Source organism: Pseudonocardia sulfidoxydans NBRC 16205 (genome assembly GCF_007989085.1).
GTDB lineage: Bacteria > Actinomycetota > Actinomycetes > Mycobacteriales > Pseudonocardiaceae > Pseudonocardia > Pseudonocardia sulfidoxydans.
Genome location: NZ_BJVJ01000016.1, coordinates 29,226 through 44,205 on the forward strand (window position 1 = coordinate 29,226; position 14,980 = coordinate 44,205).

A 14,980-nucleotide genomic window follows, 5' to 3' on the forward strand; every position below is an offset into this window, starting at 1 on the left:
TCGGCACCGCCATATTTCCGTATACCGTGTTCCGCATTCAGTCTGAACCGTGATCGAGGAGGCCGACGATCGACGCCGACACCGTAGGACTGATCGAGGTATCCGGTGGGTCCCTCGCGTATCCCCGCGACGGCCTCGAGCCGCTGCTCGCGCTCGACGGCGTCGACCTGACGGCACGGCCGGGAGAGTTCGTCTCCATCCTCGGCCCCAGCGGGTGCGGGAAGAGCACCCTGCTGCTCGCGATCGCGGGTCTGCTCCGCCTGTCCGGCGGCACGATCTCCGTCGACGGCCGGACCGTGACAGGCCCGGGCCTCGACCGTGCCGTCGTGTTCCAGGAGGCCGGCCTGCTGCCCTGGCGCAGCGCCGCGGGCAACGTCGCGCTCGGGCTCGAGGCGAAGGGCGTGCCGCGCGCCGAGCGCGCCCACATCGCCCGCCGATACCTGGAGCTGGTGGGCCTCGGGGACTTCCTCGACGCCCACCCCCGGCAGCTGTCCGGCGGCATGAAGCAGCGGGTGGGCCTCGCGCGGGCCCTGGCGGTCGACCCCCAGGTGCTGCTGATGGACGAGCCGTTCGCCGCGCTCGACGCCCAGACCCGCGACCGCATCGGTCAGTCCCTGCTCGACATCTGGGCCCAGCAGCGCAAGACGGTCCTGTTCGTCACGCACTCCATCGACGAGGCCGTGTACCTGTCCGACCGGATCCTCGTCATGACCTTCCGGCCGGGAACGGTCCGGGCGGAGATTCCGGTCGACCTGCCACGGCCCCGCGACGAGCGGGTGCGCAACAGCGCCGAGTTCGCGCGCTACCGAGCCCAGGTGTGGGACCAGCTGGCCGAGGAGGTCACCCGGTCCGAGGAAGCCGTCCTGCAGACCCGTCGCTGACATCCGGCCGTGAGGCCGAGGAGGAAACGTGAACCGAATCCGTGCTCGATCCGGCCGGCTGTCCGTGGCGCTGGTGCTCGTCGCGCTCCTCGCGGTCGCCGCGTGCGGGAGCGGCGGCGCTCCCGAGGCGTCCGCCGACGGGATCGAGAAGCCCGATCTCGTCGTCGGTGCGTCGGCCCTGTCGGGAGGGCTGATGACGACGTTCGTCGCCGAGAGCGAAGGCCTGTTCGCCGCCCAGGGCCTGTCGGTCGAGGTGCTGCCGTTCCAGGGCTCGCCCGCGGCGATGCAGGGTCTGATCGGCGGGCAGGCGGACGCGATCGTGCTGGGCTTCGCGTCGGTGCTGAACCTGCACGGGACCCCACAGCAGCCCGTCGTCGTCACCGAGTCGAACTCGACCCCGTCGTTCGTCTACTACGGGAAGGCCGGGCTGGACTCGTGGCAGGCCGTCGCCGCCGCAGGTGGGGTGGTCGGGGTGTCCTCGATCGGCGGGATGGACTACCAGCTCGCGCAGTACATGGCGCGCAAGGACGGCGTCGACCCGAAGAGCCTCAAGTTCCAGGCAGCGGGCGACACCACCGCCCGGGCCCAGGCGCTGCTCGCGGGGCAGCTCGACGCCGTCGCGTCCACCGCCGCCACGGCGAAGCGGTTGGAGCAGGAAGGCATGTCCGAGATCGGCAAGATCGCCGACTACGGCCTGGACCGGTTCCCGCTCGAGGTCTACGCCGTCACCCAGGACCTCTACGACAAGAGCCCCAACACCGTCGCCGCCCTGGTGCGGGCGGACCGCGCCGCGCGGCAGTGGATCCTCGAGCACAGCGACGAGCAGGTCGTCGACGTCCTGTCGAAGTACTACACGATCTCGGCCGACGACCGTCCCTACCACCTCGCGGCGATGAAGGAGTACCGCGAAGGGCTCGCCCGCGACGGGTACTCCGAGGAGGCGATGCGCGTCGTCACCCAGTTCGCCATCGACCAGGGCGAGATCACCGCGACGGACCCGACCGCGGTCATCGGTTCGTTCGTGCCGGAGCTGCGACGCTGATGCGGTCGGTCGACACCCCTCACCGGTCCGCGGCCACCGGCCCACCCGCTCGCCCGGACCGACGCCGGTTCGCGGGGCTCCGGCCCGGACCGTGGGTCTCCGGCGCGGTCCTCCTCGTCCTGCTGGCCGTGTGGCAGCTGGGGGCCTGGACCGGGCTGATCGACCCGCGCCTGCTCTCCAGCCCGGTCCGGGTCGTGGCCGCGGCCTGGGAGATGCTCGGGTCGGGGGCGCTGCTGCGGGACACGGTCAGCACGTTCGCCACGCTGCTGGTCGCGGTGGTGTTCGCCATCGTCGTCGGCGAGCTGATCGGGTTGGCCCTCGGTCGCAGCGAACGGCTGCGGTGGACGTTCGAATGGCAGCTGGTGGTGCTCAACAGCATGCCGCGAATCGCGTTCATCCCCATCGTGATCCTCGCGGTCGGCGTCGGGGGCGTCGCGAAATCGGTGATCGGGTTCCTGTCCGCCGTCGTGCCGATCGCGTTGTTCGTGATGACCGGCGTCCGGCAGGTCTCGCCGACCATGATCCAGGTGGCGCAGAGCCTGGCGTTCGGACGGAGCGCGCTCTGGACGAAGATCCTCGTCCCGGCGAGCCTGCCCCACCTCGCGCTCGGGCTGCGGCTCGGGTTCTCTCGGGCGCTGCTCGGCGTCGTCGTCACGGAGGTCTTCAACCCCGTCGCGGGTCTCGGCCGGTGGATCGCGCTCGGGCGCACCAGTATCGACCCGTCCCGGCTCATCGTCGCGGCGCTGGTGATCGGGGCCGTCGGGACCGTCGTCGTGCAGGGGATCTCGGCGGCGCACCGGCGGTTGGGAGGAGCGTCGTGACCAGGTCGAGAGTGCTGCGTCACCAGCTGGCCGGGGCACTGGTCGTCATCGGACTGTGGGCGCTGCTGACCTACCCGGGGCTGGTCAACCCGTTCGTCCTGCCGACGCCCACCGCGGTGCTCGACGCCGTCGTCCGCGGGCTCACGGAGGGCTCGCTCGGCGACCACGTGCTGCGCACGTCGGGGACATTCGTCGTCTGCTTCGCGCTGGCGGTGCTGCTCGGCATCGCGCTCGGCGCGACACCCGGTCTGGTGCCGTCGGTGCACCGAAGTGTCGAGCCCCTGATCAGCCTCGCCCTCAGCGTGCCGATCGTCACCTACTTCGCGTTCCTCGTGGTCCTGCTCGGGTACGGGTTCTGGAGCGTGCTCGCGCTGGGGGTCGTCACCGCCACGCCGACCATGATCACCAGCACTGTGACCGCTTTCCAGGAGGTCGATGCGGCGCTGCTGCGCGTCGGCGCCGTGTACACGGCATCGCGGCCCGCCAGGTTCCTCAGGATCGTCCTGCCCGGGTCGCTGGCCACCCTGTCCGGGGGCGTGCGCATCGCGGCGGGGCGCGCACTGATCGGGGTGATCGTCGGCGAGATGTTCCTGTCGTCGGAAGGTCTCGGCGCGCAGATCGTGAACGCGTCGGGCTTCTTCGACATCCCGGCCTACTACGCCGTGGTCGTTGCGCTCGCGGTGATCAGCTACGTCGTCGCGGTCGTCTTCGGTGCGGTCGAGAACCGCACCGCAGCCTACGTGACGTGACAGAACCCGGAGGTCCACAGATGTCCCTGGCCGTCCACGGCTACGTGCCGACGTCGGGCGAGTCCGCACGCTTCGTCGACCACGTCGCGACCGCCCGCAACGCGGGACCCGGCGTGTCCCGCACGGACGCGACCGTGGGGTCGACCTACGTCGACCCCACCCTCGAGCACCTCGTCGCGACCGCGCAGACCGCCGAGGAGATGGGGGTGACCTCGGTCCTGGTGCCGACCGGCCACACGTGCGAGGACGCGTGGGTCACCGCCGCCGCGCTCATGACAGCGACCCGGCGCCTCGGGTTCATGGTCGCCTTCCGCCCCGGGTTGCTCACGCCGGTGCTCGCGGCCCAGATGGTCGCGACCTTCCAGCGCTTCTCCGGCGGCAGGTTGCTCCTCAACGTCACGCCCGGGGTTCCGGGACCGACCTCGCAGCGCTACGGCGACTGGAGCGACAAGGCGGAGCGGCTCGACCAGGCGGGCGAGTTCCTGACGATCATGCGGGGCGCCTGGAGCGGCCGGCCGTTCACGTTCGAGGGGCACTACCACCGGGTCCGGGAGGCGTCCGTGGCGCCCTTCACCCCGCCCCCGACCATCTACTACGGCGGCTCCTCCGAACAGTCGCAACGCTTCGCCGCCGAGCACGCCGACGTCTACCTGTCCTACGTCGAGCCGCTCGAGATGACGGCCGAGCGCCTGGACCGGGTGCGGCGGTTCGCGGCCGACCAGGGTCGGACCGTCCGTACCGCGCTCTGCTTCGGCGTCGTCAGCCGGGAGACGAGCGCCGAGGCGTGGGCCGCGGCCGACGCGATGATGGACGGCGTCGACATGGCCGAGCTGGCCACGGCCCGCTCGGCGTTCACGACCGCGGGCGTGAACGGGTCGGCCGCCCGGCAACGGCTCACGGGCGCCTGGAGTGGTTCCGACGACGGCCGAGCCGTCGTCGGCCCGAACCTCTGGATCGGACCGATGCTGGTCCGGTCGGGGATGCCCCCGGCGTTCGTCGGCAGCCACGAGGAGATCGCGGACCGCATCGAGGAGCTCGTCAACATCGGATGCGACGAGGTGCAGATCGTCGGGGCGCCCAACCGCCAGTCGATCCTGTCGTTCGGAACGAACGTCATGCCGCTGCTGCGGCAGCGCGGACTCACCTGCGGCCCGACCGTACCCCTGTGAGTGGCGATAGTCGCTATCGCGACTATCGCCACTCACAAGGCCTGACCTGCGGGAAAACAACCCGCCGCGGCGACTACGCGAAGGAGCCGTGGAGGCGGAGGCGGGCCATCCCGCCGTCGGGGAAGACGTCCATCCGGACCTGCGTCACCGGACCCGACTCGGGGAGGACGACGCGGTGCCGGGTGTCGGGCTCCAGGGGTGTGCGGGGTAGCAGCGGCCGCCACTCCTCGGAGTCGGAGAGGCGGCCCCGCAGCGACGCCGACGCTGGAGCGTTGTGCAGGAACCAGCTCGTGTCGAGCTCCGCGACCCGCACGACCGCGGGCCCGGCGAGGGCGAGCTCGACCCAGTCGTTGCCGTCGTCGCGACGCCGCGCCGTCTCCCACCCTTCTCCCATGCTCCGCGCCGGTCCGGGGAGTAGCAGGTTCTGCGGCGAGCTGTAGAAGAGGTTGGAGCAGGCCGTGACGCGGCCGCCGTTCTCGATCGCGGCGAGGTCGACCGTGCCGAGCGCTTCCAGGAGCGCGGGGTCCGGGAGCGCGTGACCGTGTACTCGCAGCCGCGCCACCCCACCGTCGGGAAAGATGCGCAGCCGCACGTGGGTGATGCGCTCGTCGCAGGCCACGTCGAAGACGTTCTCGGTGTCGCCCTTGATCGGCGAGCGCCGTACGAGCGGTACCCAGGTCTCGCCGACGAGCCCGTCGACCGCTGCTTCGGGCGGGTAGTTGCCCGTGAACCACGCCGTGTCGACGACGATCCCGCGCACCACCCCGGGCGCCCCGAGCCGGATCAGCGCCTCGTCGTGGCCGGGCTCGCGGCGGCGGCGGGTCTCCCAGCCGTCGTAGACCTTGCCCTTGGGCCCGAACGTCGACGGGTCGAAGACGGCGGGGCCCGGGGTGATGAGGTTCTCGCGGGTCGCGAAGGCCTCGTCGTTGGCGGAGACGACGGCGCCGCCGACGTCGCGGCGGGCCAGGTTGGGCAGGAGCCGGAAGTCAGACACGGGCGTCCTCTCTGCTCAGGAGCCGGCCGCGCGGCGCGTCACCGTCGGTGATCGGTGCGCCGCGCAGGCAGGTCGCGCGGACGGCGCCGTGCAGCGTCCGGCCCGCGTAGGGGGTGATCGGGTTGCGGTGGTGCAGGGGCCCGACGGTGAAGGTCGCGTCGGGCGCGAAGACGGTGAGGTCGGCGTCGGCACCGGGTTCGATACGCCCCTTGTGTGTCAGACCGACGAGATCTGCGGGGCGCCGCGACATCCAGGTCACGACGTCGGCCAACGCGATCCCGCGCGCCCGCGCCTCGGTCCACACGACGGGAAGCCCGATCTGCAGGGAGGCGATCCCACCCCAGGCGGTGCCGAAGTCGCCGTCCTCGATGCGCTTGAGGTCGGGGGTGCAGGGGGAGTGGTCGGACACGACCATGTCGATCGTGCCGTCGACGAGTCCCTGCCACAGAGCGTCACGGTTTCCGGCCTCGCGCACGGGCGGGCAGCACTTGAATCGGGTGTCGCCGTCGGGCACCTCCTCGGCGGTGAGCGCGAGGTAGTGCGGGCAGGTCTCGACGGTGACGCGCACCCCGTCCTCGCGGGCGGCCGCGAGCAGGGGCAGCGCGGCGGCCGAGGAGAGGTGCACCACGTGGACCCGGGCGCCGGTCGAGCGGGCGGCGGCCAACAACGACGCGATCGCGGAGTCCTCCGACGCGCGGGGCCGGGAGGCGACGAAGTCCGCATAACGACGGCCGGAAGCCGGGCGGATGAGCGCGCCGTCCTCGGCGTGGGCGATGAGCAGCCCGTCGAACTCCGCGAGGGCGCGCAGCGCCGGGCGGGGATCGGGCAGCGGCGGGAACTCGGGCACCCCGGAGTCGACGAGGAAACACTTCACCCCGACGACGCCGGCCTCGTGCAGCGGGCGCAGCTCGCGCTCGTTCCCCGGCACGGCTCCGCCCCAGAACGCGACGTCGACGTGGCATTGTCCCTGCGCCGCTGCCCGTTTCGTCTCGAGAGCAGGCACGTCGATGGTCGGCGGGAGAGAGTTCAACGGCATGTCGACGATCGTCGTCACCCCGCCCGCCGCGGCCGCCCGGGTCGCGGACGCGAAGCCCTCCCACTCGGTGCGGCCGGGCTCGTTGACGTGCACGTGGGTGTCGACGAGCCCCGGCAGCAGCACCTCGTCGTCGGCAAGCGTGATCTCCTGCGCCCCCGGAACGACGACGTCACGGGGTCCGACGGCGGCGATCCGCGACCCGTCGACAAGCACGGCGGCGGGCCGCAGCACCCCGTCGACGAGAACCCGCCGCGCCCGCAGGACGATCACGACTGCTCCTTGAAGGCCCGCCAGCTCGCGAGGTCGGAGATGTCGGTCAGCTCGGGCGCGTCGTCCCACGAGCGCCGCAGGATCATCGCCAGCGACCCGCTCCCGTCGGCCAGCTCGATGACCCCGAGCTCCAGCCCGGCCGGTTCGCCGGGCAGGAGTACCTCGCGCAGCTGCTCGTAGGACAGCTCGTACACCTCGCCCCGCACGGCCGCGCCCTGGTCCGGGCCCACGTCCTCCAGCGCCGGGTAGGCCCCGCCGACGGCGTGGAACCGGTAGCGCTTCGCCGTCGTCGTCGCGGTGACGAGCGGGGCGCCGCCGACCAGGTGGTGATCGGCACCGCCGGCCATCGCCGTGCCGTTCAGGAACATGCGGGGCACTTCGGGTCCTCCCTCGGGACGACGAACGTGCAGGTCAGGGGTCGTGAGCGGCGATAGTCGCGATAGCGACTATCGCCGCTCACAGGGTGATGTGCTCCGGGCGGACGGGGACGCGGCGGAGGGCCTTGCCCGTCGCCGCGCGGATCGCCGCGGCCACTGCCGGGCCACTCGAGATCGTCGGGGGCTCGCCGACGCCGCGGACGCCGTAGGGGGCGTGCGGGTCGGCGTACTCCAGGACCTTCACCTGCATAGGCGGCATGTCGAGGATCGTCGGGATCAGGTAGTCGGTGAACGACGGGTTGCGCACCTTCCCGTCGGTCACGACGATCTCCTCCATCAGCGCCAGGCCCATGCCCTGGGCGCTGCCGCCCTGGATCTGGCCGACGACGGCGTCGGGGTTGATCGCCTTGCCGACGTCCTGGGCCGTGTCCAGCGCGACGACCTTGACCAGGCCGAGCTCGACGTCGACGTCGACGACCGCGCGGTGGGCGGAGAAGGCGTACTGGACGTGGGCGTTGCCCTGGCCGGTCTCGGGGTCGATCTCCTCGGTGGGCCGGTGGTGCCACTCGACCGTCTCCTCGACCGCCTCGGCGCCCAGCACGTCCGCGAGCGAGGCGAGCACCTCGCCCGACGCGGAGACGATCTTGTCGCCGTCGAGACGGAGGCCGCCGACCCCGAGCCGGGCGGACGCGAGACGCAGGACCGCCGCCCGGACCGCCTCGCACGCCGCCTTCACCGCGCCACCGGTCACGTAGGTCTGGCGCGACGCCGACGTCGACCCGCCGGAGCCGACGAAGGTGTTCTTGGGGTGCACCACGACCCGGTCGACGCCCAGCTCGGTGCGGCAGATCTGCTGCTCGACGGTGATCAGGCCCTGCCCGACCTCCGCGGCCGCGGTGTGGACGGTCGCGACGGGCTCGCCGCCGGTCAGCTCCAGGCGGACGCGGGCTGTCGAGTAGTCGTCGAAACCCTCGGAGAAGCCGACGTTCTTGTACGTGACGGCGTACCCGATGCCGCGGACGACGCCCTCGCCGTGCGTGGTGTTCGACGCGCCGCCGGGCAGGTCGCGGATGTCGCGCTCGCCTTCGGGCGAAGCGGGCAGCGGCAGGTCGCGCACGGTGCGGATCAGCTCGGCGACCGGCGCGGCGGAGTCGATCAGCTGGCCGGTGATGTTGAGGTCGCCGTCGCGCATGCCGTTGAGCGCCCGGATCTCGACGCGGTCGACGCCGACGCGGTCGGCCAGCTCGTCCATCAGGGCCTCGTGGGCGAACGCGGCCTGCACGCAGCCGAAGCCGCGCATGGCCCCGCAGGGCGGGTTGTTGGTGTAGACGCCGCGCGCGTCGACGGTCACGGACGGGATGTTGTACGGGCCCAGGCCCAGGGTGCCGCCGTTGCCGACGACGGCGGTGGTCGACGAGGCGTAGGCGCCGCCGTCGAACAGGATGTCCGCCTTGGCGTAGGCGAGCCTGCCCTCCTCGGACGCGCCGAACTCGTAGCGCAGCCACGCCGGGTGCCGGTGGACGTGGCCGAAGAACGACTCGTCGCGGGCGTAGCTCATCTTCACCGGCTTGCCGGTGTGCAGGGCGAGCAGGCAGGCGTGGACGTGGATCGAGAGGTCCTCGCGGCCGCCGAACGCGCCGCCGACGCCGGCGAGGTGCAGCCGGGCCCGGTCGGGCGGCAGGTCGAGCACGCGGCAGACCTGCTGCTGGTCGACGTGGAGCCACTGCGTCGCGACGTAGAGGTCGAGCCCGCCTTCGCCGTCGGGCACGGCGAGGCCGGACTCCGGGCCGAGGAAGGCCTGGTCCTGCATGCCGACCTCGAAGTCGAGCGCGACGACGACCGGGGCCTGCGGCGCAGGGTCGCCGCGGCGGATCGTCAGCTCGCGCACCAGGTTCCCGCCGGGCTGGACCTGCGGGACACCCTCGTCGAGGGCCCGGCGCGGGTCGGTCAGCGCGGGCAGCTCCTCGTAGTCGACGACGATCCGCTTCGCGGCGCGGCGCGCCGTCTCGGGGTGGTCGGCGGCGACGAGGGCGACGGGTTCGCCCTGGTAGCGGACGACGTCCTCGGCGAGCGCGGGCTGGTCGAGGTGCTCCAGCCCGACCCGGTTCAGTCCCGGTACATCTGCGTGGGTGAGCACCGCGTGGACGCCGGGGAGGGCGAGCGCCGCGGAGACGTCGATGCCGTGGATGCGGGCGTGCGGGTGCGGGCTGCGCAGCGTGACGCCCCAGCACATGTCGTCGTGCCAGAGGTCGGACGAGTAGGCGAACTCGCCGGTGACCTTGAGCGTGCCGTCGGGACGAAGGGGGGAGTCGCCGATCTTCCCGGTGGTGCGGGTCTCGGTCGAGGTCATGACGCCTTCTCCAACAGGGTCTCGTGTACGGCGGCGCACTCGCGCGCAACAGCAGAGGTGTCGACGGTGACGACGCGGTCGCGCTCCACGACCGGACGTCCGTCGACGAGCAGCAGCTCCAGCGGCGGTGGGCTGCCGAGGACAAGGGCCGCAACGGGATCGGCGACGTCGGCGTGGCCGAGGCCGTCGATGCGCCACAGCGCGAGGTCGGCGAGCTTGCCCGGTTCGATCGACCCGATCTCGTTCGCGCGGCCGAGCACGGAGGCGCCGCCGATCGTCGCCAGCTCCAACGAGTCGCGGACCGTCAGCGCCGTCGGACCGCCCACCGCGCGGGCGAACAGCAGCGCGTGCCGGGCCTCCTCCAGGAGGCTGCCGGCCTCGTTGGAGGCGGCGCCGTCGACACCCAGCCCGACCCGGGCCCCGGCGTCGCGCAGATCGCGGGTGCGGCAGATGCCGGCGCCGAGCCGCGCGTTGGACGACGGGCAGTGCGCCACCCCGCTCCCGGTGGCGCCGACCTTCTTGACCTCGGCGTCGTCGAAGTGGATGCCGTGGGCGAACCAGACGTCCTCGCCGGTCCAGCCGAGGCTCTCGACGTACTCGAGCGGCGAGCAGCCGAACCGCTCGCGGCAGAACTCCTCCTCGTCGACGGTCTCGGCGAGGTGGGTGTGCATGAGCACCCCGAGGCGTCGCGCCAGGTCAGCGGACTCGCGCATCAACGAACCGGTCACCGAGAACGGCGAGCACGGCGCGAGCGCGATCCGCAGCATCGCGTCCGGCGACGGGTCGTGCCAGCGGCGCACGGCCTCCGCCGACGCGGTGAGGATCGCGTCGCGGTCCTCGACGACATGGTCGGGCGGCAGGCCGCCGTCCTTGCGGCCCAGGTCCATCGAGCCGCGGGTGGCGTGGAAGCGCAGGCCGACGTCGGCGGCGGCGCGGATCTCGGCGCCGAGCACGTCGCCGCCCTCGCGGGGGAAGACGTAGTGGTGGTCGGCCGCGGTGGTGCAGCCGGTCAGCGCCAGCTGGGCCAGGGCACCGGTGGCGCCGGTGTGCACGGCGTGCTCGTCGATGCCCGCCCACACCGGGTAGAGCGTGGTGAGCCACTCGAACAGCGTGGCGTCGACGGCCAGGCCGCGGGTGACCCACTGATAGAGGTGGTTGTGGGTGTTGACGAAGCCGGGGGTGAGCAGGCAGCCGCGGGCGTCGATCCGCTCTCCGGGAACCGGCGCCGGTCCAGGGCCGACCGCGGTGATCCGGTTTCCCTCGACGACCACGTGGCCATCGCGGAACTCCGAGCCCGTCACCGTGACGACGTGTACGCCTTCGATGATCATGAGTGTGCCGCCGTCCGCACCGCGTCGAGGATCTTCTCGTAGCCGGTGCACCGGCACAGGTTCCCCGCCAACGCCTCCCGGATCTCGGGGTCACTCGGACGCGGGTTGCGCGCCAACAGGTCGTGGGTCGAGACGAGGAAGCCCGGCGTGCAGAACCCGCACTGCACCGCGCCGCACTCGACGAACGCCTGCTGCACCGGGTCGAGGCCGTCGTCGCCGGCGAGCCCCTCGACCGTCGTGACGTCGCGCCCCTGCGCCTGGCCCGCCGCGACCAGGCACGAGCACACCGGCACCCCGTCCATGTAGACGGTGCAGGACCCGCACTCGCCCTGCTCACAGGCGTTCTTCGAGCCCGGCAGGCCGAGCCGCTCGCGCAGCGCGTAGAGCAGGCTCTCGCCCTCCCACACGTCGTCGGCCTCGTGGCGTTCGCCGTTGACCGTCAGTTCGATCCGCATCAGGCGGCCCTCCGGTGCTCGTCCCAGGCCCAGGTGGCGGCGCGGCGCGCCATCACCGAGAGCGTGTGCAGGCGGTACGCGGCGGTGCCGCGCACGTCGTCGATCGGGGCGGCGGCGTCGCGAACCTTGCGGCCGAACTCCGCGGCCAGCCCCTCGGGCAGCGCGGCGCGCGACTCCCACAGCCCGGCGGCCTCCAGCTCGCCCGCGAGGAACGCGGCCGCGTCGGTGGCCCGGCGCGGTGTGGGGGCGGCCGAACCGATGCCCGTCCCCACCGCCCGGCGGTCGGGGTGCAGCGCGAACCCGAAGGCGGACACCGCGATCACCATCGCGTTGCGGGTACCGATCTTGCAGAACTGCTGCGGTCCCGAGGGCGGCGCGATCAGCACCGCTGAGATGAGCTCGTCCTGCTCCAGGGCGTTGCGCTTCACACCGGTGTAGAAGTCGGCGACCGGCACGTGCCGGACCCCGCGCGCCGCCGACTCGACCTCGACGACCGCGTCGGCGGCCAGCAGCGCCGGGTGCGAGTCACCGGCGGGAGACGCCGCGCCGAGGTTTCCGCCGACGGTGCCGCGGTTGCGGATCTGCGGCGACCCGACCGTCCGCGAGGCCATGGCGAGGCCGGGCAGTGTCGACCCCAGCTCGGCGATGACCCGCGCATACGTGACGCCGGCGCCGAGCCGGACCCGGCCGTCGTCGAACGCCCACTCCCCGAGTGGGGCGACGCGCGTCAGGTCCAGCAGCGCACCCGGACGCCGGTGGTCGAAGTTCATCTCCACCATGACGTCGGTGCCACCGGCGACCGGCAGCGCGTCGGGCCGCTCCGCCTTCGCCGCGAGGGCCTCTGCCCACGTGCTCGGTGCCAGGAAGTCCATGCCGTCGAGTACAGCCCGGCTGTGACCTGCGGACAATTCGCCGTCGCCACGAATCGGTGGCCCACGTCACGCCCCGGTCTTGTACGTTCCTCCAATGTTCCTGCGTGACCTGCTCGCGCACCCCGGCCTGCACCTGCGCCTGCTCCACGGCGCGCAGGCCGATCTCGACCGCGGCGTCCGGTGGGTCTACACCACCGACCTCATCGACCCCGCCCGCTACCTGTCCGGGGGCGAGCTCGTCATCAGCGGGCTGGTGTGGCGCAACGACCCCACCGACAGCGAACGGTTCGTCTCCGCGATCGCCGGGGCCGGGGCGGCCGCCCTCGCGGCGGGGGAGGCCGTCTTCCACACCGTCCCCGACGACCTCGTGCAGGCCTGCCGCCGCCACGACGTCCCGCTGATCGCCGTCCCCGAGGAGACGTCCTTCGGGACGCTGACCGAGGTCGTCGTCGGCGCCGTCACCGCCGCCCGCGGCGACCGCCTCGCGCACACCCTCGGCCGCCAGCGCGAGCTGCTGAGTGCCGTCGCCGGGGGAGCGGGGCTCGACGAGCTCGTCGCCCAGGTCTCCGACGCGACCGGCGTGCGGTGCCGGGTGCTGTCGGCCGGTGGGCGCCTCGTCGCGGGACCACCCGTCCCCGACCCCGACGCACTGGTCTCGACGTACCTCACCGCCCCCCGGCTGCCCGCCGTCGCGGAGGGCTGCTCGCTGCTCGCCGTCGGCTCCGGCCCGCGGGTGACCTCGTGGTTCGTCGCCGCCGAGGGCCGGTTCGACGGCTGGGAGTCCGAGGTCGCCGACGCCGTCGGCGAGCTGGTCGCCATCGCCGCGCTCGACCGCGCCCGCCGCAACGAAGGGCAGCGGATCGCGTCCGGGATCGCCGACGACGCCGTCGCCCTCCTCGCCGGTGGCGCGGGCGCCCGGCCCGAGACCGCGGTCCGGCTGCGCCAGGCCGGCTTGCGCGCGACCGGGCCGCTGACGGTCGTCGTCGCCGGCTTCCCCGAACGCCCCGACCTGGCCGAGACGGCGCGCGCGATCCTGCTCGACGCGGACTGCCCCGGCATCGTCGGCGTGCTCGACGGGACCGCGGTCGCGGTCGTCCCGGGACCCGTCGACGACGTCGCGCTGCGCCGGCTCGAACCGGGGCTGCCCGCGCCGCTCGTCGTCGGCACCAGCCGGCCCACCGAACCCGGGGCGCTCGCCGGTGCGCTGCGCGAGGCCCACCACGCCCGCGACCTCGCCCACGGCCGCCCCGGCCTGCTGCACGTCGTCGCCGCCGCCGACGTGACCTCCCACGTCGCGCTGCTCGCCGCCGTCCCCGACGAGGTGCGGCAGGCGTTCGCCGCGAGCGTCCTGGACCCCGTCCTCGCCTACGACGACCGGACCGGGGCCGGGCTCGTCGAGACGCTGGAGGCGTTCCTCGACTGCTCCGGGTCCTGGAGCCGCACCGCCGCGCGGCTGCACCTGCACGTCAACACCGTGCGGTACCGGATCGGGCGGGTCGAGGAGCTCACCGCGCGCGACCTGTCGACGCTCACCGACCGCGTCGACGTCTACCTGGCCCTGCGTGCCCGCTGACCCCGCGCACCCGCCCGCCGAGACCAACAGGAGTGCTGCTCGAGACACCGAGAACAGCACTCACGTCGGTCTCGGCGAGCGGAGGTGGGCGCGGATGGCGGCGATCACCTCCGCACGGCGCGGACCCAGGTCCGTCGCGGTGAGGCGGATGGTGCGCCAGCCGAGGGCGCCGGTGCGCAGGTCGCGGCGGCGGTCGTCGTAGCCGAGGCCGCGTTGCCCGAACACGTCGTGGCCCGCGCCGTCGTACTCGATGGCCAGCCGAGCGGAGGGATAGGCGAGGTCGAAGCGGGCGACCAACCGACCGTTCGCCTCGCGCAGCACGTACTGCACCTCCGGCGCCGGCAGCCCCGCGAGGACCAGCATCAGCCGGGTGCGCGTCCCCATGGGGGACTCCGCCCGCGGGTCGGCGAGCTCGGCGACGCGGTCGAGCCGGCGACAGCCCCGGGCGCCGATCTCCCTACGAGCCAGGAGATCAGCCGGGACGAATCGCGCCGCGGGCACCCGCCCGAGGGCGTCCACCGCGACGACGGCCTCGACGAGCGGGAGCCGTCGTGCGAGGTCGTAGGCCGTGCGCAGGGGAGAGGTGACCGGGCAGCCGTGGGCGCTCCACGTCTCGGCGGCCGGCACCGCACCGCGGCGGACCAGCAGGCCCGGGTGGGTCCGCTGCTCCCGTGTCACGACGACCTCGGCCGGTGCGTCGCGGGGAGCGGCGTCGGCACCGAGCAGCGTCGCCGCCGACCAGCCCCCGAGTACCCCGCGCCCGGCGACCAGCCGCGCGGCACCGAGCGAGCGCAGCAGCAGGTCGGGAGGCCGATCGCCGACGTGGACGTACACGTCGGGGAACAGCCGCAGGTATCGCGGCCCGCGCAGCTGCGGCCGGGTCACCAGCCCTGCGGCGATCGCCGCGCTCGCGCGGAAGGGCTCGTCGAGCAGCACGGGCGCACCCTGCCGCGCCGCCCGCCCCGCCCGTGCCGGATCGGTGCGGGACCGTTGCGCATGCGATCACCCGCTGCATCGAGAGCGGCTCCGTCACCGAGACCAACAGGAGTGCTGCCCGGCC

At 73.2% G+C, this 14,980-nt stretch carries 14 protein-coding genes; 6 read left to right on the forward strand and 8 right to left on the reverse strand.

What is annotated here, in order from left to right; all coding sequences use genetic code 11:
- Window positions 1-143: 143 nt before the first annotated feature.
- The 5 genes from PSU4_RS10550 to PSU4_RS10570 are packed head-to-tail and all read left to right on the forward strand — an operon-like array spanning window position 144 to window position 4,662.
- Window positions 144-881: an ABC transporter ATP-binding protein gene (locus tag PSU4_RS10550; RefSeq protein WP_281290673.1), complete on the forward strand. Its 738-nt coding sequence runs from the start codon at window positions 144-146 to the stop codon at window positions 879-881.
- Between the two features lie 28 nt (window positions 882-909).
- Window positions 910-1,923, forward strand: coding sequence for an ABC transporter substrate-binding protein (locus PSU4_RS10555; protein WP_147105723.1), 1,014 nt, complete (start codon window positions 910-912; stop codon window positions 1,921-1,923).
- The gene (locus tag PSU4_RS10560) at window positions 1,923-2,744 is read left to right on the forward strand and encodes an ABC transporter permease (RefSeq protein ID WP_147105726.1); all 822 of its coding nucleotides are present in this window, start codon (window positions 1,923-1,925) and stop codon (window positions 2,742-2,744) included. The genes PSU4_RS10555 and PSU4_RS10560 overlap by 1 nt, the downstream gene beginning before the upstream one ends.
- Window positions 2,741-3,493, forward strand: a complete 753-nt coding sequence (locus tag PSU4_RS10565; RefSeq protein ID WP_186816870.1) for an ABC transporter permease — start codon at window positions 2,741-2,743, stop codon at window positions 3,491-3,493. The genes PSU4_RS10560 and PSU4_RS10565 overlap by 4 nt, the downstream gene beginning before the upstream one ends.
- Before the next feature lie 20 nt (window positions 3,494-3,513).
- A complete protein-coding gene (locus PSU4_RS10570) occupies window positions 3,514-4,662 on the forward strand; it encodes an LLM class flavin-dependent oxidoreductase (protein ID WP_147105732.1) in 1,149 nt (382 codons plus the stop codon).
- Window positions 4,663-4,735: 73 nt separating this feature from the next.
- Here PSU4_RS10570 and alc read toward each other — a convergent pair whose 3' ends face one another.
- The 7 genes from alc to PSU4_RS10605 form a co-directional block, all read right to left on the reverse strand.
- Window positions 4,736-5,656 (reverse strand): allantoicase, encoded by a 921-nt coding sequence (alc, locus tag PSU4_RS10575; RefSeq protein ID WP_147105735.1) that lies wholly within the window; start codon window positions 5,654-5,656, stop codon window positions 4,736-4,738.
- On the reverse strand, window positions 5,649-6,962 hold the full coding sequence (allB, locus tag PSU4_RS10580; RefSeq protein ID WP_147105739.1) for an allantoinase AllB: 1,314 nt from the start codon (window positions 6,960-6,962) through the stop codon (window positions 5,649-5,651). Before allB ends, alc begins: the two co-directional genes overlap by 8 nt.
- Window positions 6,959-7,330 carry an allophanate hydrolase-related protein gene (locus PSU4_RS10585; RefSeq protein ID WP_307724776.1) on the reverse strand — a complete coding sequence of 124 codons (372 nt, stop codon included), beginning with the start codon at window positions 7,328-7,330 and terminating at the stop codon, window positions 6,959-6,961. The genes allB and PSU4_RS10585 overlap by 4 nt, the downstream gene beginning before the upstream one ends.
- Before the next feature lie 88 nt (window positions 7,331-7,418).
- A complete protein-coding gene (locus PSU4_RS10590; protein ID WP_147105744.1) occupies window positions 7,419-9,689 on the reverse strand; it encodes a xanthine dehydrogenase family protein molybdopterin-binding subunit in 2,271 nt (756 codons plus the stop codon).
- Window positions 9,686-11,020, reverse strand: coding sequence for an 8-oxoguanine deaminase (locus PSU4_RS10595; RefSeq protein WP_147105747.1), 1,335 nt, complete (start codon window positions 11,018-11,020; stop codon window positions 9,686-9,688). Before PSU4_RS10595 ends, PSU4_RS10590 begins: the two co-directional genes overlap by 4 nt.
- Window positions 11,017-11,475, reverse strand: coding sequence for a (2Fe-2S)-binding protein (locus PSU4_RS10600; protein WP_147105750.1), 459 nt, complete (start codon window positions 11,473-11,475; stop codon window positions 11,017-11,019). The genes PSU4_RS10595 and PSU4_RS10600 overlap by 4 nt, the downstream gene beginning before the upstream one ends.
- On the reverse strand, window positions 11,475-12,347 hold the full coding sequence (locus PSU4_RS10605) for an FAD binding domain-containing protein (RefSeq protein ID WP_147105752.1): 873 nt from the start codon (window positions 12,345-12,347) through the stop codon (window positions 11,475-11,477). Before PSU4_RS10605 ends, PSU4_RS10600 begins: the two co-directional genes overlap by 1 nt.
- Window positions 12,348-12,441: 94 nt before the next feature.
- On the opposite strand from PSU4_RS10605, the gene PSU4_RS10610 reads away from it, so the two are divergent.
- Entirely contained in the window at window positions 12,442-13,920 is a 1,479-nt protein-coding gene (locus tag PSU4_RS10610; protein ID WP_147105755.1) for a PucR family transcriptional regulator, read from the forward strand.
- Between the two features lie 60 nt (window positions 13,921-13,980).
- On the opposite strand, the gene PSU4_RS10615 is transcribed toward PSU4_RS10610, so the two are convergent.
- Window positions 13,981-14,856 (reverse strand): type IV toxin-antitoxin system AbiEi family antitoxin, encoded by an 876-nt coding sequence (locus PSU4_RS10615; protein ID WP_147105758.1) that lies wholly within the window; start codon window positions 14,854-14,856, stop codon window positions 13,981-13,983.
- Window positions 14,857-14,980 lie beyond the last annotated feature (124 nt).

What these genes read in the sequence shown, in the direction of transcription:
- PSU4_RS10560 (WP_147105726.1), top strand. Translation starts at nt 1,923, where the DNA reads ATGCGGTCGGTCGACACCCCTCACCGGTCCGCGGCCACCGGCCCACCC.
- PSU4_RS10570 (WP_147105732.1), top strand. Translation starts at nt 3,514, where the DNA reads ATGTCCCTGGCCGTCCACGGCTACGTGCCGACGTCGGGCGAGTCCGCA.
- PSU4_RS10585 (WP_307724776.1), bottom strand. Translation starts at nt 7,330, where the DNA reads ATGTTCCTGAACGGCACGGCGATGGCCGGCGGTGCCGATCACCACCTG.
- PSU4_RS10590 (WP_147105744.1), bottom strand. Translation starts at nt 9,689, where the DNA reads ATGACCTCGACCGAGACCCGCACCACCGGGAAGATCGGCGACTCCCCC.
- PSU4_RS10595 (WP_147105747.1), bottom strand. Translation starts at nt 11,020, where the DNA reads ATGATCATCGAAGGCGTACACGTCGTCACGGTGACGGGCTCGGAGTTC.
- PSU4_RS10600 (WP_147105750.1), bottom strand. Translation starts at nt 11,475, where the DNA reads ATGCGGATCGAACTGACGGTCAACGGCGAACGCCACGAGGCCGACGAC.
- PSU4_RS10605 (WP_147105752.1), bottom strand. Translation starts at nt 12,347, where the DNA reads ATGGACTTCCTGGCACCGAGCACGTGGGCAGAGGCCCTCGCGGCGAAG.
- PSU4_RS10610 (WP_147105755.1), top strand. Translation starts at nt 12,442, where the DNA reads ATGTTCCTGCGTGACCTGCTCGCGCACCCCGGCCTGCACCTGCGCCTG.